At 63.3% G+C, this 18504-nt stretch carries 16 protein-coding genes; 5 read left to right on the plus strand and 11 right to left on the minus strand.

The features are described from left to right. Positions 1-334 precede the first annotated feature (334 nt). A complete protein-coding gene (locus tag ABGN05_RS14835) occupies positions 335-1066 on the plus strand; it encodes an SOS response-associated peptidase (RefSeq protein WP_367955137.1) in 732 nt (243 codons plus the stop codon). A gap of 237 nt (positions 1067-1303) precedes the next feature. Here the strand turns inward: ABGN05_RS14835 and ABGN05_RS14840 are convergent, their stop codons facing one another. Then, positions 1304-1597, minus strand: a complete 294-nt coding sequence (locus ABGN05_RS14840) for a PilZ domain-containing protein (protein ID WP_367954809.1) — start codon at positions 1595-1597, stop codon at positions 1304-1306. A 489-nt stretch (positions 1598-2086) separates the two neighbouring features. Between ABGN05_RS14840 and ABGN05_RS14845 the strand changes: the two genes are divergently transcribed. Both ABGN05_RS14845 and ABGN05_RS14850 read left to right on the plus strand, forming a co-directional pair. After that, entirely contained in the window at positions 2087-2287 is a 201-nt protein-coding gene (locus ABGN05_RS14845) for a tail fiber protein (protein ID WP_367954810.1), read from the plus strand. A 239-nt stretch (positions 2288-2526) separates the two neighbouring features. Further along, entirely contained in the window at positions 2527-3774 is a 1248-nt protein-coding gene (locus ABGN05_RS14850; RefSeq protein ID WP_367954811.1) for a TadE/TadG family type IV pilus assembly protein, read from the plus strand. A gap of 130 nt (positions 3775-3904) precedes the next feature. Here ABGN05_RS14850 and ABGN05_RS14855 read toward each other — a convergent pair whose 3' ends face one another. Further along, entirely contained in the window at positions 3905-4114 is a 210-nt protein-coding gene (locus ABGN05_RS14855; RefSeq protein WP_367954812.1) for a DUF2061 domain-containing protein, read from the minus strand. 171 nt (positions 4115-4285) lie between these two features. Between ABGN05_RS14855 and ABGN05_RS14860 the strand changes: the two genes are divergently transcribed. Further along, entirely contained in the window at positions 4286-4984 is a 699-nt protein-coding gene (locus tag ABGN05_RS14860) for a fumarylacetoacetate hydrolase family protein (RefSeq protein ID WP_367954813.1), read from the plus strand. A 263-nt stretch (positions 4985-5247) separates the two neighbouring features. On the opposite strand, the gene ABGN05_RS14865 is transcribed toward ABGN05_RS14860, so the two are convergent. The 9 genes from ABGN05_RS14865 to ABGN05_RS14905 all read right to left on the minus strand — a co-directional run bounded on the left by ABGN05_RS14865 (position 5248) and on the right by ABGN05_RS14905 (position 17140). Further along, positions 5248-5718, minus strand: a complete 471-nt coding sequence (locus tag ABGN05_RS14865; protein WP_367954814.1) for a YbaK/EbsC family protein — start codon at positions 5716-5718, stop codon at positions 5248-5250. Between the two features lie 25 nt (positions 5719-5743). After that, entirely contained in the window at positions 5744-6565 is an 822-nt protein-coding gene (locus ABGN05_RS14870; protein WP_367954815.1) for an MBL fold metallo-hydrolase, read from the minus strand. Beyond that, on the minus strand, positions 6565-7359 hold the full coding sequence (locus tag ABGN05_RS14875; RefSeq protein WP_367954816.1) for a TatD family hydrolase: 795 nt from the start codon (positions 7357-7359) through the stop codon (positions 6565-6567). Before ABGN05_RS14875 ends, ABGN05_RS14870 begins: the two co-directional genes overlap by 1 nt. Positions 7360-7363: 4 nt before the next feature. Next, entirely contained in the window at positions 7364-8911 is a 1548-nt protein-coding gene (metG, locus tag ABGN05_RS14880) for a methionine--tRNA ligase (protein WP_367954817.1), read from the minus strand. A 57-nt stretch (positions 8912-8968) separates the two neighbouring features. Beyond that, entirely contained in the window at positions 8969-10033 is a 1065-nt protein-coding gene (locus ABGN05_RS14885) for a DNA polymerase III subunit delta' (protein ID WP_367954818.1), read from the minus strand. Further along, complete coding sequence (gene tmk, locus ABGN05_RS14890) at positions 10030-10689, minus strand: dTMP kinase (protein ID WP_367954819.1); 660 nt, start codon at positions 10687-10689, stop codon at positions 10030-10032. Before tmk ends, ABGN05_RS14885 begins: the two co-directional genes overlap by 4 nt. A 73-nt stretch (positions 10690-10762) precedes the next feature. Next, positions 10763-11920: a D-alanyl-D-alanine carboxypeptidase family protein gene (locus ABGN05_RS14895; protein WP_367954820.1), complete on the minus strand. Its 1158-nt coding sequence runs from the start codon at positions 11918-11920 to the stop codon at positions 10763-10765. 137 nt (positions 11921-12057) lie between these two features. Continuing rightward, a complete protein-coding gene (locus tag ABGN05_RS14900; RefSeq protein WP_367955138.1) occupies positions 12058-13302 on the minus strand; it encodes a septal ring lytic transglycosylase RlpA family protein in 1245 nt (414 codons plus the stop codon). A 376-nt stretch (positions 13303-13678) separates the two neighbouring features. Further along, positions 13679-17140 (minus strand): S8 family serine peptidase, encoded by a 3462-nt coding sequence (locus ABGN05_RS14905; RefSeq protein ID WP_367954821.1) that lies wholly within the window; start codon positions 17138-17140, stop codon positions 13679-13681. Positions 17141-17603: 463 nt separating this feature from the next. On the opposite strand from ABGN05_RS14905, the gene ABGN05_RS14910 reads away from it, so the two are divergent. Then, the gene (locus ABGN05_RS14910) at positions 17604-18449 is read left to right on the plus strand and encodes a hypothetical protein (RefSeq protein ID WP_367954822.1); all 846 of its coding nucleotides are present in this window, start codon (positions 17604-17606) and stop codon (positions 18447-18449) included. Positions 18450-18504: the final 55 nt, after the last annotated feature.

Consider the following 18504-nt stretch of genomic DNA (forward strand, 5'->3'; position numbering starts at 1 on the left):
TTCCGACCGCCGATGCGGCGCAGAAAAACCCCAGGACGCAGGCCGGAAAGGTCACGTGTAATTGCCACTGCAAGGTAAATACATCGGAAGGAACGAAATCTTACACAAAGTACATCTATGGCATAGGCGGCTGGACCGGGACGCGCGCAGAATGCAAAGCGTTTGACAACAGCACGTGCGATCCCGGCGGCTCCCTTCCACCCGGCCAACTGGATAATTGCGACACATGGGTCCACAAGTCCCCGGTACGATCCAGACCCGAACTAAAAACGCCTGCACAAAAGATGACGAAATAGCATTGGTGCTGTTGCCCTAGCCATTGCAGGATGCGCCGATGTGCAACCTGTACAACGTCACCAAGGGCCCGCAGGCGATCCTCGAGTTTACGCGCGCCATGCTCAACGAGGCGGGAAATCTGGAGCCGGGAGACGTCTATCCCGACTATTCCGCGCCCATCGTCCGCAACAGCGACCGGGGGCGCGTGCTTCCCCGTGCGAGGTGGGGTTTGCCGTCGTCCCGCAAGGCATTGATGGACGCGGCGTCCAGGCGCGCAGAGAAGCTTCGGGCAAAGGGCAAGGACGTGGATTTCGACTTGCTCCTGAAGATGGAGCCGGACGGCGGCACCACGAACGTCCGCAACACTGCAAGCCGGCATTGGAAGCCGTGGCTCGGGGTCGAGAACAGGTGCGTGGTGCCGTTCACAGCCTTCGCCGAGCCGGACCCTGCAAACAAGCCGGAAGGTGGCCGGACGCCTGATGCGTGGTTTTCCACCGGGTCAAATTATCCTCTCGCGTTCTTCGCCGGAATCTGGGTACCGAGTTGGGAATGCGTCCGCAAAGTGCGTGAGGGGCTGATCTGCACCGACTTGTTTGGCTTCCTGACGACGGAGCCGAACGCAATCGTCGTGCCCATTCATCCAAAGGCGATGCCGGTGATTTTGACCACGGCCGATGAAATCGAGACGTGGCTGACCGCACCTTGGGACGAAGCGAATGCTCTGCAACGTCCCCTGCCGGACGCAATGACAACGAGCGTGCCGAAGCCTGAGAGCGAGGACGCTAAATGAAGAAGCGGAGAAGGGCTGCGAACACACTGAGGTGGGCGATCCTGATCCTGCCGTGCCTTGCGATGCTGGCGCTGCTGTATTGGGCTGTCGATCAATGACGGATGATCCGCCCGCCTGCTTCTCCGCCACAAGCCGGCATGCGTTCTTCGCCGGCCTGTAACCGTTGATGCCGTTCCGTTCCTGCTGTGGATGGTTTCCGGGTAGGAAGGCGTCACGCGCACCGTTTCGCGCTTTGCCCTAGCCGTAATGCCAGTGGGGTTTCGGTTCGGTGCCCTTGAAGGAGACGCCGATTCGATCTCCCCGCCGCCATCGAATGGTGCACCGATAAGCGATTTCGTCCACCGAGATGTAGAGTAGAAACTCGTCCGGCACGGCGGTTGACGGCGGAAGTTCAATCTGCGCGCCTTTGTCATGCATGTTCCGCACGACGCAGCGGATCTCCGAATGTTTGATGCCCAGTAGGATCGATGCGCCTTTTAGAACGCGCCTGCGATGCTCTCTGGCGCCTTCCAGGTTGGGGTTCGGTATCATGACGTCACGGGTAGCACCGAGATGTTGAGAACTGATTTATTGACGGAACCGGTGTGCCCTTGTCGCCGGCATGGCATTTGCGCTGGCCTGCCCAAGCTTGGCGTGGATGCCGTTCGGCTAGCCGTCCGCGTTCGATCGGGTAGGCGCTGGAAAGTCTCCCCATGTCGGCGGATGAAGGATGAAACCCACGTCCTTTCCTTTGCATCTATCGCAGCGCAACCCGCGCCTCGCTCTGTTGGGTTATCTTGCGCGGAAACCCACTCCTTAAACGCCTATTGTGAACATCGCCAAGTTGGATCAGATTAGCGAGACCTTGATTAATAGCTCGGGAGTGGAATCGTTGCGGGCAGGGGGGAAGAATTCGCTCCGGAGGCTTATCTTGGCAGCCATCTTGCCGGGACCGGCGCTGGTATCCACGCCCGCCGCAGCACAGAACGAACCGTTCCTCGCGCAGCTCATGGCAACGGGAGCCAGTTTCTGCCCAAGGGGATGGGCGCGGGCGATGGACAGCTGGTACCCATAAATCAGAATCAGGCCCTTTCTTCGCTTCTCGGCACGACCTATGGCGGGAACGGCCAGACGACCTTCGCCCTGTTCGTCGGGCAGCCGACCCGCAATGGCTTTCGGCCGGCCAACGCTCTCCAATCTTCTAGCGCCGATGTACCCAAAAAAGCGCTCAGCCCTTGCTGACGGTGCCTTCTCCCGCCACTGAAGACCCGCCCGGCTTCTTCTCCCCCGCCAGCCCCCGCGCGTGCTTCGCGGGGCGTTGGGTCGCGCCGGCCTGCGTCGTGGTGCTGTGGGTAGCGGCGTAGGGGGAGGCTGTCTCTGCGATATCCGGACGTGATCGTTCCCTACATTTCGACGCAATCAAGAAACCCGGGCTTCATTGACGCAGCGTAAGTTCCCCTGGTCTTCAAGGGGTACATCGCATGCGCAATCTGCTGCGACGCTTCCATACCGATTGCCATGGCCATTTCGCCGTCATTGCCTCGATCGCCGCGGTGCCGATCATTGGGGCCGCCGGGATTGCGCTGGTCTACGGAAGCGCCGCCCTTCAGCGGGCGGAGCTCCAGAACTCCCTCGACGCGGCGGTGCTGGCCGCAACCTCGCTTGGCTACAGTGCGAGTGACGAGGAGCGACTCGCCATCGCCTATAGACACGCGGGATTCCTGAAACCGAAGTTCGGCTCCGATATCGAATGGAAAGCTTCGGTGCAGAACGGCCAAAAGTCCTTCCTCACCGATGGCACTGTCGTGAGCGCGTCCGCCGAACTGAAGATGCCCAATCTGTTCGGCGGGCTGATCGGCACCGACTTCGTCGATCTGAAGGTAGAGGCGCGTGCCGAAAAGCAGGAATCGGAGCCAATCTGCCTGCTTGCACTTGACGACACGAGCGCTGGTTCTGTCTCCGTATATGGAAATGCCACCGTGAATGCGCCGAACTGCACGGCAATGGCGAATTCGAAGCACCGTCATGCCGTCAAACAGGTCGGCAGGAATGCGGAAATCCGGGCGCTGCGCATTGGCATCACCGGCTCATCGTCGGGAGAAAACATCTTTCCGACTCCCATTGGAGATGTTCATCCCGTGAAGGATCCGTACGAGGACCTTCCCAACCCGAAGCTCGGTTCCTGCGCCAGTTCCAAAGGAAAGCTGTCGAAAGGAGTGTTCGTACTGGAACCGGGCACCTATTGTGGAGGGATATCGATCACTCCTGGCGCAACCGTGCATCTCCTTCCTGGCATATATGTGATGCTGGATGGACCGCTGATCATCGGCGCGAACTCGATCCTTTCCGGTGATGAGGTGACTCTCGCATTCTTCGGATCGGGGAGCACATTGAACAGCAGTTCCGGGTCTCAGATCACCCTTAGTTCGCCTAAATCTGGCACTTACAAGAATATCCAGTTTATTTCTGATCGGATCAGAGCACCGGGGAAGATCGGCGAGGAAGTCTTCACGCTCTCCAGCACGACGTTAGTCTACGATGGGGCCATGTACCTTCCCGAGCAGCGTGTCTGGGTGAAGGGAAACAGCCGTGTGACGATCACGACTCCCGAGGTCGCCATGGTCGCGAACCGGTTCCGCTTTCAAGATGCAAGTGACGTCTCGATCGTGCAGGATGATGTAATCCCAACGCCTTCGCGGTTCCGCTACGCAGCACGCCTATCGCTGTGAAGAAGGTGCGGGCTCGTCGTTGAAGAAGTCGGTACGGCGGGGCTGGCTACGGCCAAGCCGCCCGCGACCGGGAACAATGACGCCGGTCCCGGTGGCCGCTCGGCCTCGTCGCCGATAGTCGCGATTACCCCTAAACCGAATGTCTCCGCCCATACGGAATCCTCAACCACGCGCGTTCGTGCAGGTAATACAGGAGCGATTTGGTCACGACTTCCGTAAAGCCGATCGCGGCGGCGAGTTCGATGCTGCCGGTTATCACCCACGAGATGATCATGGTGTCGATCGTCCCGGTAATTCTCCACGAAAGTGCCTTTGCGAAGCTGCGAGAATGCGTGTCCATGTACCCGTCCCGATGGCCGACCCGTTGCGCAGGGAATAACAGGAAAGCGGGCGGATGATGCAGCGATTTTTTGCTTGCGCCCGATCGGCCGAGACGGCCTATGGGCCGAAAAGGTTTTTGGCCGCCGGTGCATCGACGCCGTGAGAGCCGGCCCGCAGGAGGAACATGACGATGAGCGACTATCTGTTCGACCCGCCGGAAATCGCGGCGGTGCCGGTGGTCGGGGAGGGCGCTCTCTTTCCGGTGCGGCGCATCTTCTGCGTCGGGCGCAACTACGCCGCCCATGCCGCCGAGATGGGTTTCGAGGTCGACCGCGAGGCGCCTTTCTATTTCACCAAGTCGGCCGAGGCGCTGCAGGCGTCGGGCACGACGATCCCGTATCCGCCCGGCACGAAGGATTTCCACCACGAGATGGAGCTCGTGCTGGCGATCGGTGCGCCGGCCTTCCGTGTGGAACCGGCCGCGGCGATGGATGCGATCTACGGCTATTGCTGCGGGCTCGACATGACCCGGCGGGACCTCCAGATCGCGTCACGCGAAAAGCAGCGGCCGTGGGATCTGGGCAAGGACGTCGAAGGCTCGGCCGTCATGGCGCCGATCACCAGGCGCGCCGATTTCGGCGCGATCGGCGATCAGCGCATCCATCTCGAAGTGAACGGCGCGCCGAGGCAGGACGCGCGGCTCTCGGACCTGATCTGGAAGGTCGACGAGATCGTCAGCCATCTCTCCGGATTCTACCATCTGCGGCCCGGCGACCTGATCATGACCGGAACGCCGGCCGGCGTCGGAGCGGTGAAACCGGGCGACCGGATCACCGGAGGCATCGAGGGGCTTTCGGACATCGCGCTGACGATCGGCGATCCGGACTGACGCAGACGGCGGTGACGGTACGCTGGGCGCTTGGAACGTGAATCGCCCAGTTCCGTCGCCGCGAGGGTTGTTCGGGCGAGGATTGGTGGGGAGAGGGCCAGCCAGTGTGGCGCCAGCGGAAAGCGATATCGAGCCGTCTTTGCGCATATCCCTTTGCCGCATAAGATAGATTATGGAACTTTTACTTGCAGCAAAAGCCCGGAAATGCGGGGTTTCGCGGCGGTCCCCGGTGCTATGATGCCCGTTCCCGGCCGCACCGCCGCTCAGGCGCCGATGTCGGCGACTTTGGCACCGGCGGCCGCGATCAGCGCTTTGGGGTCGCACGAGAACACCGCGTCGTGCGCGCCCGCCGCTGCCCAGACGATGTCATAGGATGCCAACCGGGCGTCGGCGAATGCCTCGACCGGTCCCATGTGGCCGATCGGCGCGACGCCGCCGATCGCGAAACCGGTGCGGTCGCGAACCTCGCGCGGGTCGGCGCGTACCAGCGCCTCTCCGACCAGCGCGACGGCCTTTTCCTGATCCAGCCGCCGGTCACCCGGCACCAGGAACAGATAGAGCTTCGCGCTGTCCGAGCCCTTGAAGATCAGCGATTTGACAATCTGGCCGACGCCAACGCCGCACTGCGCGGCGGCTTCCTCGGCGGTGCGGGTGGATTCGCCCATGCGCCGTACTTCGATCTCCAGCCCGCTGGCCGCCGCGGCCTGTCGCACCCGTTCCACGCTCTTGCTCATCGTGCCTCCGGAATATCCATGCGATTCAATTGGTAGGAGCCGGAACCTCGATCACCATGCCATCGAATCCGGGCACCACGTTCGAAGGCGTCTCGCGCATCACCGTGTCGTAGTCGAGCGGGATGTGCATGTGCGTCAGCACGGCGTTCTTGGGACTCAGCCGATCGATCCATCCGAGCGCCTGCTCGAGCGACAGGTGCGAGGGGTGCGGCTTGTACTGGAGCGCGTCGATCACCAGCGTGTCGAGGCCCTGGAGCCGTGCCACGGTCTCGGCCGGAATGTCGCTGACATCCGGGCAATAGGCGATGCCGCCGATACGGAAGCCGAGCGAAAGAATGTCGCCATGGATCTGAGGCAGCGGTACGAAGGCGAGGGAACCGCCCTCTCCTTCGATCGTGAACGGCACGTCGTGAGCGATACGCACCGGGTTGAGGATCGGCGGATAGGAACTTCCGGGCGGCGTCTCGAAGCAGTATCCGAACCCGTGCTCGAGCCGCTCCATGGTGGACTTGTCGGCATGGACGTCGATCAGCCGGCGCTGGGCGAGCGCATAGCCGCGCAGATCGTCGATGCCGTGGATGTGGTCGGCGTGCGGATGGGTGAACACCGCCGCGTCGAGCCTGCGGACGTCGGCCCGGATCATCTGTTCGCGAAAATCGGGCCCCGTGTCGATGACGACCGTCGTCCGGCCGTTTCCCGTGATCCGCTCCACCAGCGCGGCGGCGCGGCTCCGCCGGTTTTTCGGATTGGCGGGGTCGCAGCGCCCCCAATCGCCGGTGATGCGCGGCGTGCCCGGCGAAGAGCCGCACCCCAGGATCGTCAGGCGCAAAACGTCCGCGCCGTCCATCAGGCGCCTGCATCCACAGGTCGCACCACCTTCTTGAACAACCCGAAGAAGTTTTCGCTGGTCTGCCGCGCGATCTCGTCCGGACTTGTTCCCAGCGTCTCGGCGAGCACGGCGGCGGTGTTGGCGACGAACGCAGGTTCATTGCGCTTGCCGCGATGGGGCATCGGCGCGAGGTAGGGCGCATCGGTTTCAACCAGCAGGCGGTCGCGCGGGATTCCGGCTGCGATCTCGCGCAGTTCCGTCGATTTCCTGAAAGTCAGGATACCCGAGAACGAGACGTGCCCGCCCAGCCGCACGCCGGTCTCGGCAAGGGCGCGGCCGGACGAGAAACAGTGCAGGATGAAGGGGAAGGCCCCCTTCCCCGTTTCCTCCTCCAGAATGGCGGCCATGTCGTCGTCGGCGTCGCGCGAGTGGATCACCAGCGGCAGGCCGGTCTCGCGTGCCGCCGCGATGTGGCGGCGAAAACCCTCCGCCTGCGCCTCGCGCGGCGAGCGGTCGTAGAAATAGTCCAGCCCCGCCTCGCCGATCGCTACGACCTTCGGATGCGCCGACAGGCGCACCAGATCGGCCGTGGAGACGTCGAGTTCCTCGGCGGCGTTGTGCGGGTGCGTGCCGACCGAGCACCAGACGCTGTCATGCGCCTCGGCAATCGCGCGAACCTCGTCGAACCGCTTCACGCGCGTCGAGATCGTCACCATCAGGCCGACGCCGGCGGCGTGCGCACGCGCGACGACGTCCTCGCGCTCTTCCGCGAAGTCGGGGAAATCGAGATGGCAGTGGCTGTCGACGAGCATGCCGTCAGCCGTCGACCGCTTCGACGTAGCGGGGGAAGACGCCGGCGGGCGCAGGCAGCGGCGTGCCCGGGGCCAGCGCGTCGGCCTCGCCGACCGCATCGAAGCCGCGCCTGTCGCCGGCCACGGCCAGGAGGTCGAGCAGCTTGCCCGCCGAATTCGGAACGTAGGGCTGCAACAGGATGGCGATGCGGCGCACCACCTCGGCCGTGGTCCATAGCACCGTCGCCATGCGCGCGGGATCGGTCTTGCGCAGAGCCCAGGGCGCCTGTCCGGCGAAATAGCGGTCGGCCTCGGCAACGATCTCAATGACTTCGGCGAGCGCCCGGTGGATCGCCTGCTCGGCCATTGCCTTGCGCGCCGACCCCATGGCGTTTGCCGCAACCGCGAGGATCGCCTCGTCCTCGGCCGCTAGGTCGCCTTTGTTCGGCACCTTGCCGTCGCAGTTCTTGGCGATCATCGACAGGGAGCGCTGCGCCAGGTTGCCGATGCCGTTGGCGAGATCCGCGTTGGTGCGGGCGACGATCGCGTCGTGGCTGTAGCTGCCGTCCTGGCCGAACGGGATGTCGCGCAGGAGGAAATAGCGCATCTGGTCGAGGCCGTAGTGCTTGGCGAGCTCGAACGGATCGATGACGTTGCCGACCGACTTCGACATCTTCTCTCCGCGATTGAACACGAAGCCGTGCCCGAAGACGCGCTTTGGCAGCTCCACGCCGGCCGACATCAGGAATGCGGGCCAGTAGATGGCATGGAAGCGCACGATGTCCTTGCCGATGACGTGCACGTCGGCCGGCCAGCGTTCCCACATCGCCGCGTTGCGGTCGGGATAGCCGACGCCGGTTATGTAGTTGGTGAGCGCGTCGACCCACACGTACATGACGTGTTTCTCGTCGCCGGGAACCGGAACGCCCCAGTCGAACGTCGTGCGCGAGATGGAGAGGTCTTTGAGCCCCGACTTCACGAAGCTCATCACTTCGTTGCGCCGCTCCGGCGGAGCGATGAAGTCCGGCTGGTCCGCGTAGAGCTTCAGCAGCGGCTCCTGATAGGCCGACAGGCGGAAGAAGTAGCTTTCCTCCTCGACCCATTCGACCGGCGTGCCCTGCGCTCCGTAGCGCACGCCGTCGTCGCGGACCTCGGTCTCCTCCTCGCCGTAGTAGGCTTCGTCGCGCACGGAATACCAGCCGGCATAGCCGCCCTTGTAGATGTCGCCATTGGCCGCCATCGCGCTCCAGATCGCCTGGCTCGCCGTGTAGTGACGCTTCTCGGTCGTGCGGAAGAAACAGTCGTGCGAGATGTTCAGCGCCTTGGCCATGCGCTCGAACTCGTCGGAATTGCGGGTCGCCAGTTCGCGTGTCGGAATGCCTTCCTTTCGCGCCGTCTGGAACATCTTGATGCCGTGCTCGTCCGTGCCTGTCTGGAAGTACACGTCCTTCCCATCGAGGCGCTGGAACCGCGCGATCGCATCCGTCGCGATCATCTCGTAGGCATGGCCGATATGCGGCTTGCCGTTGGGATAGGAGATCGCAGTCGTGATGTAGAATTTTTCTCTGGACATTTTACCGGGCGGCTTCGCGGGTGGAGCCGAGCAGATAGCGCATCGCGGCGGTGAATTCTATCCCTGCAGGCGGGCGCCGGCGCCAAGTACCTCGTGCATGCGCCGCACGAGACCGGCGACATGCTGGCGCTTGTCGAGATTGTAGGTCTCGGTCTCGTCGATGGTGCGGCTCGCTTCTTGCCATAGCGCCGAAATCCGCTCCGCCCTGGCGAGGTCACCCGCCAGCGCGGCGGCTGAGGCATGCGCACCGAGATGATCGAGCACATGCCTGTTGAACAGCGCAAACTGGATGGACTGGTCGCGCCCGGAGACCGCGTCCGCCAGTTTCCAGGCGGCACCGGTATCGAAAGCTCCGGCGCCGACGAGGTTTTCCAGCGCCCCGGCGATCTCCAGCCCGCCGTATTCGGTGAGAAGGATCGCCTCGCGCACGCTTCCACCCGTACGGGCGGCGAGAGCCGCCATGTCGCTTCCCGCGGCCATTCCCAGATGCGCGAGCACTGCGTCGACCTGATCCGACGACAGGCCATGGAACCGCACCGTTTGGCAGCGCGAGCGTATCGTTGGCAGCAGTCCGCCCGCGGCGTGGGAGACCAGCATAAAGACGGTGCGCCCCGGCGGTTCTTCCAGGCTCTTGAGCAACGCATTGGCGGCGTTGGCGTTCATGTCGTCGGCCGGATCGATGATGACGACGCGGTAGCCCCCATCATGCGCCGTCATCGACAGGAAGCGGTTGACCTTGCGGATTTCCTCCACCGTGACCGCGCCGCGGAAGGCTTTGGTCTTCTCGTTCACGGGGCGCGTCAGGTAGAGCACGCCGGGATGGCTGCCGCCGGCGATCATCCGGAACAGCGCGGAAGCCGGATCCGGTGCGACAAGACCTTCCGGAGCGGTGGCACGGTCGGGATGCTTCAGAATGTGATGGGCGAGATGGAAGGCGAAGGTCGCCTTGCCCACGCCGCGCGGGCCCGAGAGGATGAGCGCGTGATGAAGCTTTCCGGTGCGGTAGGCCGATGCGAGCTGCAACCCCTGCGCCTCGTGCCCGGCCAGCATCGGGTTCTCCGCCGGCTCCGGAACATCCGCCAAGGTGTCATACTGTTCCGGCGCGATCCTCTCGAAGATCATTCGGCCGCCGCCTTTTCCTGGCGTCTCTCGAGCAGGGCATCCACCGCCGCCGCGATCCGCTCCGCGACGGCATCCTCGCTTCGCGAGGCATCGATGACAACGCAGCGCTCCGGTTCGCGATGCGCGATGTCGAGAAAAGCCTCGCGCCGTTGTTCGTGGATCGCCAGCGTCTCCTTCTCGAAGCGGTCCGCCGTCTCGTCGCCGCGCCGCTCGCCGGCTCGTCGAAGGCCTTCTGCCGGGTCGAGATCGAGGATCAGGGTGAGATCGGGCATCATTCCATTGATCGCGACGCGTTCCAGGGCCTGCATGAACCCGGCATCGAGGCCGCCCGTCACGCCCTGGTAGACGCGGGAGGAATCGAGGAAGCGATCGCTTAAAACGACGGCGCCGCGTTCGACTGCCGGGCGGATCACCTGCTCGACATGGTCGGACCGCGCGGCGGCGAATAGCACCGCCTCCATCTTCGAACCGAACGGCTCTGCGGCGCCGGACAGGAGAACATGGCGAACGGCTTCAGCGCCGGGCGAGCCTCCCGGTTCGCGCGTGACGACGACGTCGAAGCCCCGCCCGCGCAGCGTCTCCGCGAGACGGCGGATTTGCGTCGACTTCCCCGCGCCTTCACCGCCTTCGAAACTTATGAACGATCCGCTTTGCAAACGGCGATCCTTCGGCACCAAGCCATGCCGTCTACATAGTCCCACGGGGGCCGAAGGTCCACGCCGGCGCGGCTCAGCGCAGCCAGCCGATCATCAGTTCCTCGACGGCGTCGATCGCGCGACTGTAGAGCGGTCCAGTGCCCACGCTTTCGGCGGCATAGAGAGGCGTTTCCTGGCTCAGCGTCTCGCCGATCCAGATTTTCAGGGCACCGACCGGCGTCCCCTCCTCCACCGGCGCTTCGACCGGTCCTTCATAGACGATCCTCGCGATCAGCCGGTCGCGATTGGTGATGGGCACGAAGATGGCGATCGGCTGCTTCGCCTTGAGTTCGACGCCGCCCTTGGCACCGCCGTAGAGTTTGGCTTCGCCGACGATCTCGTCGGCGGCGAAGATCTGCAACTTGTCGAAGGCGCGGATGCCCCAGTCCAGGATCTTGCGCGCCTCTTCGGCACGAACGGCCTCGCTCGACATGCCGCTGAGCGCTGCAAAGAGTCGGCGCCCGTCGCGCTCGACGGATCCGACGATGCCGTAGCCCGATTCTTCGGTGTAGCCTGTCTTCATGCCGTCCGCGCCGATGTCCATCTTGAGCAGCGGATTGCGGTTGGCCTGCCGGATGCCGTTCCAGGTGAAATCTGGCTGCGAATAGTATTTGTAGAACTCGGGATACTCGCGCCAGATATGGAGTCCCAGCATCGCCAGCTCCCGGACCGTTACCACCTGGCCTTCCGCAGGCAGTCCCGTCGAGGTCTTGAAGACTGATTTGGTTAGGCCGATCTGGCGCGCCCGCTCGGTCATGAGCTGGGCGAAATTTGCCTCCGAACCCGCCATGCCTTCTGCGATGACGATGCATCCGTCGTTCGCCGACTGCACGATGACGCCCTGGATCAGATCCCTCAGGGGAATGGAGGATTTGAGCTCGGCGAACATGGTGGACGTTCCCGAAGGCGCGCCCCCCGTGCGCCAGGCATTCTCGCTGACCAGAAACTGGTCGTCCAGCGACAGGCGCCCGGTCTTGAGCGCGTGGAAGACGACTTCCATCGTCATGAGCTTGGCAAGCGAGGCCGGCGGGATCAGTTTGTCGGGGTCCTTGGCGAACAGGATCGTGCCGGTCTCGGCATCGATCACGAAGGCCTGCTCGGCCCGCGTCTCGAACAGCTGGGCGCGCGCGGGAGCGCAAAACAGCAGGGCCATCGCGGCGAAGGCGGTAATCGCCTTCAAGAAAAGGGGCATGTTCGCGATCCTGTGACGTGGACGATCAGACGCGGGATGGCAGGCCGGCAAGCGGCCCATCCACCACCCATCCAACCTAACAAGGTCGCGGAAGGGGAATCAACGTCTTATCGCGGCGACCGCGATCGGAGGACCGCTCAGTCGCGGACCGGCATGGCATCGGTGGCACCGAACGACCAGGCAAGCGTCAGCATGCGGTCGAGCGGTTCGCGGCCGTCGGCATGAAGGTTGACCGTGTACCAGACTTCGCCATCGGAAGGTTCGGCGACGATTTCGGGTCGGCCGAACTTCGACAGCTGCAGGGCCATCGCATCCGCCTCCGCGCGATCGGAATAGGTTCCGATTGCAAGATATTCCTGGCCCGCCGCCGCGACCGTCCCCTGCCCTCGCTCCCACGAGGCCACGATCTGCGCCGGCGTCATTCCCGCGGCGAACACGCTGAACGGTTCGCCCGCCCGGCTTATCCGTTCTTCGGCATATGACAACGAAGCCACGGTGACAGGCAGGTCGCCGCCGTAGGCTGGTCGTTCGGGAACGGCCGGACCGATCGAGGGAAGCGAAGGATCGGTCGGATCGACGCCTGCCAGCAACGGATTGCCGGTGGCCACGACCGGCTGAGCCAATGTCGGCTGCGCCGACAGGGTGCCGAGCGATCCCGCGAATGCCACCGTCGTCGTCTGGACCGGAGCGGTCGGCGTAGGACCGTTCATTGCGATCATCACGCCCGTAGCGATCACTCCGCCAGGAACCGGATCCGCGCCGCCGGGCCGGTAGGAAGCCATCAGGAAGCGGTCATCCTGGCCGTGCAGCGGGGCACGTCCGACATATTCGACCTTCACCTGGGCGACGCCGGAATGCGTGTAGTCCAGCAGGTCGGCAGCGCGCTTCGAGAGGTCGATGATCCTGTCGTTGGCGAACGGGCCGCGGTCGTTGACTCGCACGATGACGGAGTTTCCATTCTTCGTGTTGGTAACGCGTGCATAGCTCGGCAGCGGCATCGTAGGATGCGCTGCCGTCAGATGCGTCATGTCGTAGATTTCGCCGTTGGCTGTGAGCCGGCCGTGGAACGCATCGCCATACCAGGACGCCCTCCCCACCTTAACGTAGTTCGGATCTTCCTTCGGCTTGTACCACTTGCCCTTCACCTTGTAGGCCTTGCCGAGCTGGTCGCGTCCGCCGCCGCGAGGCAGCAGGGCGTCCTTGGACGTCAACCGGGGGCTCGCCTTCACGCCGTATTCGGATTCGGCGAAATATTCCTTCGACTTGGCCAGCTTGGCCTTGGGAGTCGGCTGGGAGGCACAGGAGGCGAGCAACACGCCCGCCGTCGCAACACATATCAGGGACGTCGCGCGAAATACGCGCCCGGTCGTCCGTCTTTGCATCATTGGCGTCCCCGAAGTCCCTCATTGCAAGACGCTGTCCGGCGCGAACCTGGACAGCAACGCGCCGGATGAGAACCCCCCAGGTCGTCATGACCGGCACGTAATCCATAGACCGAAATTGTTTAGCAGCCTGTAAAGCTCTTGTGGCGAGAACAGGGCGATATTGTGACGAGCCACCGCTGGTCGGAAAATAGGGAAATTTCCTCGCAGCGCCGGCGCCGGGGAGCCACTTCAGCCTCGGTCCTGAATCCGTGTAGGTCCTTCCGAACGGTGACACGAAGCGGAAAAAGACTCTTTGCGATTCGAAACGGTATCCGGAAATGAAACGGCGGCCACCGGAGTGGCCGCCGCCGCGTCTTCGTCGGTTTTGGTCGAGCTATTGAAGCGAACTCTGCGTCAAGGCTACGGATACCGATGGAGTGCCGCTCCCGGAGGATACGGATGCTCCTGTCGTTCCGCCGGGCGCGATGAAGTTGTAGTCGTTGTACGCCCATGCTCCATTGTAAAGCGTCCAGAGCCGCATGTAGATGGCTTGGCCGCTGAAGTTGTTGAAGTTGAGCGTGGTCGTAGTCGCCGTACCCTGCGAAGCATTATAGTAATTGGACCCGCCAACGGTAGAGCCGAAGTTGATCCAGTACTGAGTGGCCCCGCTAACCGCCGACCATGTGAACTTCTGCGAAGTCGCCAGTTTGCTACCATTCGCCGGTGAAAGAAGAACGGACTTCGTCCCGCCACCGCCGGCCTTGTAGGTGTAGTCGTTCCACTGCCAGCTTCCGGAAATCAGCGACCACAGCCGCACGTAGATCGTGCCGGTGGACGGCAGACCCGTCACGGTCTTCGACGTGCTGGTGCCCTGGCTGGCCTGGTAGATGTTGAACGAACCGACACCCGTCGAGCCGACATAGAGCCAGTACTGCGACACGCCACTACCCGTGGTCCACACGAACGTCGCAGAGGACCCGAGGGTGGAGCCCGGGGTCGGAGACGTCATGACGGCCTTCGCGGTGCCGCCGGCCTTGTAGGTGTAGTCGTTCCACTGCCAGCTTCCGCTGATATACGACCACAGCCGCACGTAGATCGTGCCGGTGGAGGGCAGACCCGTGACGGTCCTGGTCGTGCTGGTGCCCTGGCTGGCCTGGTAGATGTTGTACGAGCCGACGCCGGTCGAGCCGACATAGAGCCAGTACTGCGAAACGCCACTACCCGTGGTCCATACGAACGTCGCAGAGGAGCCGAGGGTGGAGCCCGGGGTCGGAGACGTCATGACGGCCTTGGTGCCGCCGCCGGCCTTGTAGGTGTAGTCGTTCCACTGCCAGCTTCCGCTGATATACGACCACAGCCGCACGTAGATCGTGCCGGTGGACGGCAGACCCGTCACGGTCCTGGTCGTGCTGGTGCCCTGGCTGGCCTGGTAGATGTTGTACGAGCCGACGCCGGTCGAGCCGACATAGAGCCAGTACTGCGAAACGCCACTACCCGTGGTCCATATGAACGTCGCAGAGGAGCCGAGGGTGGAGCCCGGGGTCGGGGACGTCATGACGGCCTTGGTGCCGCCGCCGGTCTTGTAGGTGTAGTCGTTAGACTGCCAGCTTCCCGAAATCAGCGACCATAGCCGCACGTAGATCGTGCCGGTGGACGGAAGACCCGTCACGGTCCTGGTCGTGCTGGTGCCCTGGCCGGCCTGGTAGATGTTGGACGAGCCGACGCCGGTCGAGCCGACGTAGAGCCAGTACTGCGACACGTTCGTACCCGTGGTCCATACGAACGTCGCAGAGGACCCGAGGGTGGAGCCCGGCGTCGGAGACGTCATGACGGCCTTGGTGCCGCCGCCGGTCTTGTAGGTGTAGTCGTTCCACTGCCAGCTTCCGCTGATATACGACCACAGCCGCACGTAGATCGTGCCGGTGGAGGGCAGACCCGTCACGGTCCTGGTCGTGCTGGTGCCCTGGCCGGCCTGGTAGATGTTGGACGAACCGACACCCGTCGAGCCGACGTAGAGCCAGTACTGCGACACGTTCGTACCCGTGGTCCATACGAACGTCGCAGAGGACCCGAGGGTGGAGCCCGGCGTCGGAGACGTCATGACGGCCTTGGTGCCGCCGCCGGTCTTGTAGGTGTAGTCGTTAGACTGCCAGCTTCCCGAAATCAGCGACCATAGCCGCACGTAGATCGTGCCGGTGGACGGCAGACCCGTCACGGTCCTGGTCGTGCTGGTGCCGTTGCTGGCGTTCCAGATGTTGGAAGAGCCCACCCCGGTCGAACCGACATAGAGCCAGTACTGCGAGACGCCACTACCCGTGGTCCATACGAACGTCGCAGAGGACCCGAGGGTGGAGCCCGGCGTCGGAGAGGTCATGACGGCCTTTGCGGTACTGCCGCCGAGTGCTGTCAGAGCACTGTCCACCTTGATGCGTGGCTTCGTCGTGCCGGACGAGGAGATGGCGACGCCGGTCGTCTCGAGAGCCGTCTCTATCTGCGATACCGTCGCGGCCGGCTTGGCGGATTTCAAGGCAGCGAAGGCGCCCGCAACGTGCGGAGTGGCCATCGAGGTACCGTTCAGCGAAGCATAGAAGGAGTTGCTCGCCCCATTGAGATACGGAGCCAGGATTGCGGAACCGGGGGCCACGACATCGATCAGGGTTCCCCAGTTAGAGAAGGATGACCGGACATCCGACTTGGTCGAGGACGCGACGGTAATCGCGCTCGATATGCAGCCGGGGGCACCCACGCTGGTGTTGAACCCGTCGTTGCCGGCGGCGATCACGGTAGCGATGCCCGCCGCACGCAGTTGGTCGATGATGGGCTTCAGCGCGTTGGTATCGCAGGCGGAAAAATGCTGCCCGCCGCCGAGGCTCATGCTCGCTGCGCCAATGTTGTACGTGTTGCGCAACGCGTAGACCCGCTCGAGACCCTTGATCTGGTCAGAGCTGAAGGAGAGTACGCAGCCGTTCGACTTGATGTTGGAGCCGCAGTTCGCTGTGGTCGTGAACCGCGAGAACACGTTGATCGTAATCAGCTTGCCATTGCGGGCAACGCCGTTCGTCGGCTCGCCGGAGCTTTGGCTGGTGTTGAAACCGGCCGCCGTACCAGAAGTATGCGTACCATGGCCACAACCGGCAATGGTTGCCTCATCGCAGTCCATTGCCGAATTGATATCCGTCGACGCGCTCACCCCGCCGGGGCAGTAGCTGAATGACGGATAAGTCGAGTTGGTCGTGCTGTAGCACGCCGCCGAGGCGACGCTCGAAATCAGAAACTCGTGGGTCCGGCGCGCGCCCGTGTCGAGCACGGCCACATACCACCCGTTGCCGGTTGCACCGGCCGCGTAAGCGTTCGGCATTCCGATCAGCGGAAGGGATTGAAGGAGATCAGGCTTGGCGAGCGCGTCCTCGTGAATGCGCACGACCGCCGGATCGGCGGCGAGTTTCTCCAGCGTCTCCTGGTCGACCGTCGCCGCGAACATCGGCGAGAAGTCCATTCGCTTGATGCCCAGGTCGTCGGACGCCAGCGCACCGGAGAGCCCGCCCTGCGTCGAGAAGACACGACCCAGGATCTCGTCCTGCTTCTGGTGCACGGCCAAGGTCTGAGCCTCGTCCAACGCTTCGGCACTGGCGGATTCCGCACTCGCTACAGTCGGCGTGCCGAACTCGACGATGACCCGCACCTTGCCGCTGTTTTCAGCAATCCTTGCAAGGACCTGGTCCGATTCGACCAGCTTGTCCATCGCAACTTTTGAAAGCCCTGCTTCGGCCGAGAATGCGAATCCACTAGCCGTTGTCATCAACAGCGCCGCAGCCAATGCGCGCCGCAGGGTCTTCGATACTATCGAAAATAGCATCTCCCACCTCCTCTTTTTAAGCTTGCCCCAAAGGAAGGCTATCAGAAGCGCGGCGCAATGAACAAGGAATTGTGGGCGGTCGTGATACATTAGCAAGGCGGGCGCAGGTTAAGGATAACGGAGGCTGAGCTGCGGTTTCGGGCGAACACGTCCGTCATCGCGGCAACGACCTTGCCCGCGCTCGCGCCGGAACCGGCGCGAAGTACAGTATGCGGATGTCGAAAGAGAGCGTGCTGATTCGGGTCGATTGCCGGGAGCAGAACTTGGAGGAGCGTAGAGCTTCCCAGCGCGGACCGTGTCGTCGGATTCAATACCGTTCAAGCGGATGTAATGTGGCTGCAACAGTATCCTCCTGTCCGGAACCTCCTCTCCGTGACAGTTTTCGAAGACTCGTTGCTGCACCGCTCGTGGCTCCCGCACTCGAAGCGGAAAGGGTGGACGAAACGCAAGCGGGAATGGTTCGATGGAAACGATGGATTTTCCCCGCACCCCCGATTCGGTCATTCGCACCAGTATCGAGGCCGCCTTGCGGCGGTTGCCGGACCAGGGCGCCGCGAACCGCCATGCGATCTACGCCCGAGCCCGCAAGACGATCGCCGAGAAGTCCCCCGAACACCTTCCCGTTCTGGAGGAGATCATCGCCGATTTCGAACGGGAGTACGCCCCGGAGGGTCCCGAAGAACCTGCCGGTCCGGAACACGATGTGCCGGAGCCCAAACGGCTGCGCCGTCGGTGGCGCAAGCCCGGCGTCGCATCGGTGTTGTTCGCCGGCGCCGCTGTGATCCTGGTCCTGGCCACGGGCGTGACGGCCTGGTGGCTGTACCAGGCTGAAAACGCGATACCACAAGCGAGTTTCGCCTCCACGCCGGAAGGCGGCTATGTCCTGACCGCTCAGGATTTTCCGCAAGCGACGATGTTCGTCCCCGAAGGTCTCTCGGTCAGCCGCGAGGATGCCGCTCTGCGGTTGTCCGGCAATTTCGAAGGTGCTTCTCCGGCAGGTCGGACCGGCGGAGTGTCCTTCGCTCTTCCAGAAGAGATCGAAAGACAGGTCTCCGGCAAGACCGCGACCATCATCATCGTCGGCACTTCGGAGAAGCAAGCCGCGATCTCGGCCGCTTATTCCACGAACGAAGTCGGCAACAGCGGCTGGCACAGACTGGATGTCGGCCGCGATGCCGACGGAGTATCCTTCACCTACCAGATACCGCCGGCTGCGAATTATCAGGGCGACTTCATCGGCATCCTTCCGGATCCGGAGAGGACGGGCAATACGTTCCTGCTCGAGGCGATCAGGCTCGAATTCGAGTAGAACCTGTGATGCCGCCGGAAATCGGTCGTTCCCGCCATCGCCAGCTCAAGGCGGC

The organism is Aquibium pacificum, from assembly GCF_040839445.1.
Classification (GTDB): domain Bacteria; phylum Pseudomonadota; class Alphaproteobacteria; order Rhizobiales; family Rhizobiaceae; genus Aquibium; species Aquibium pacificus.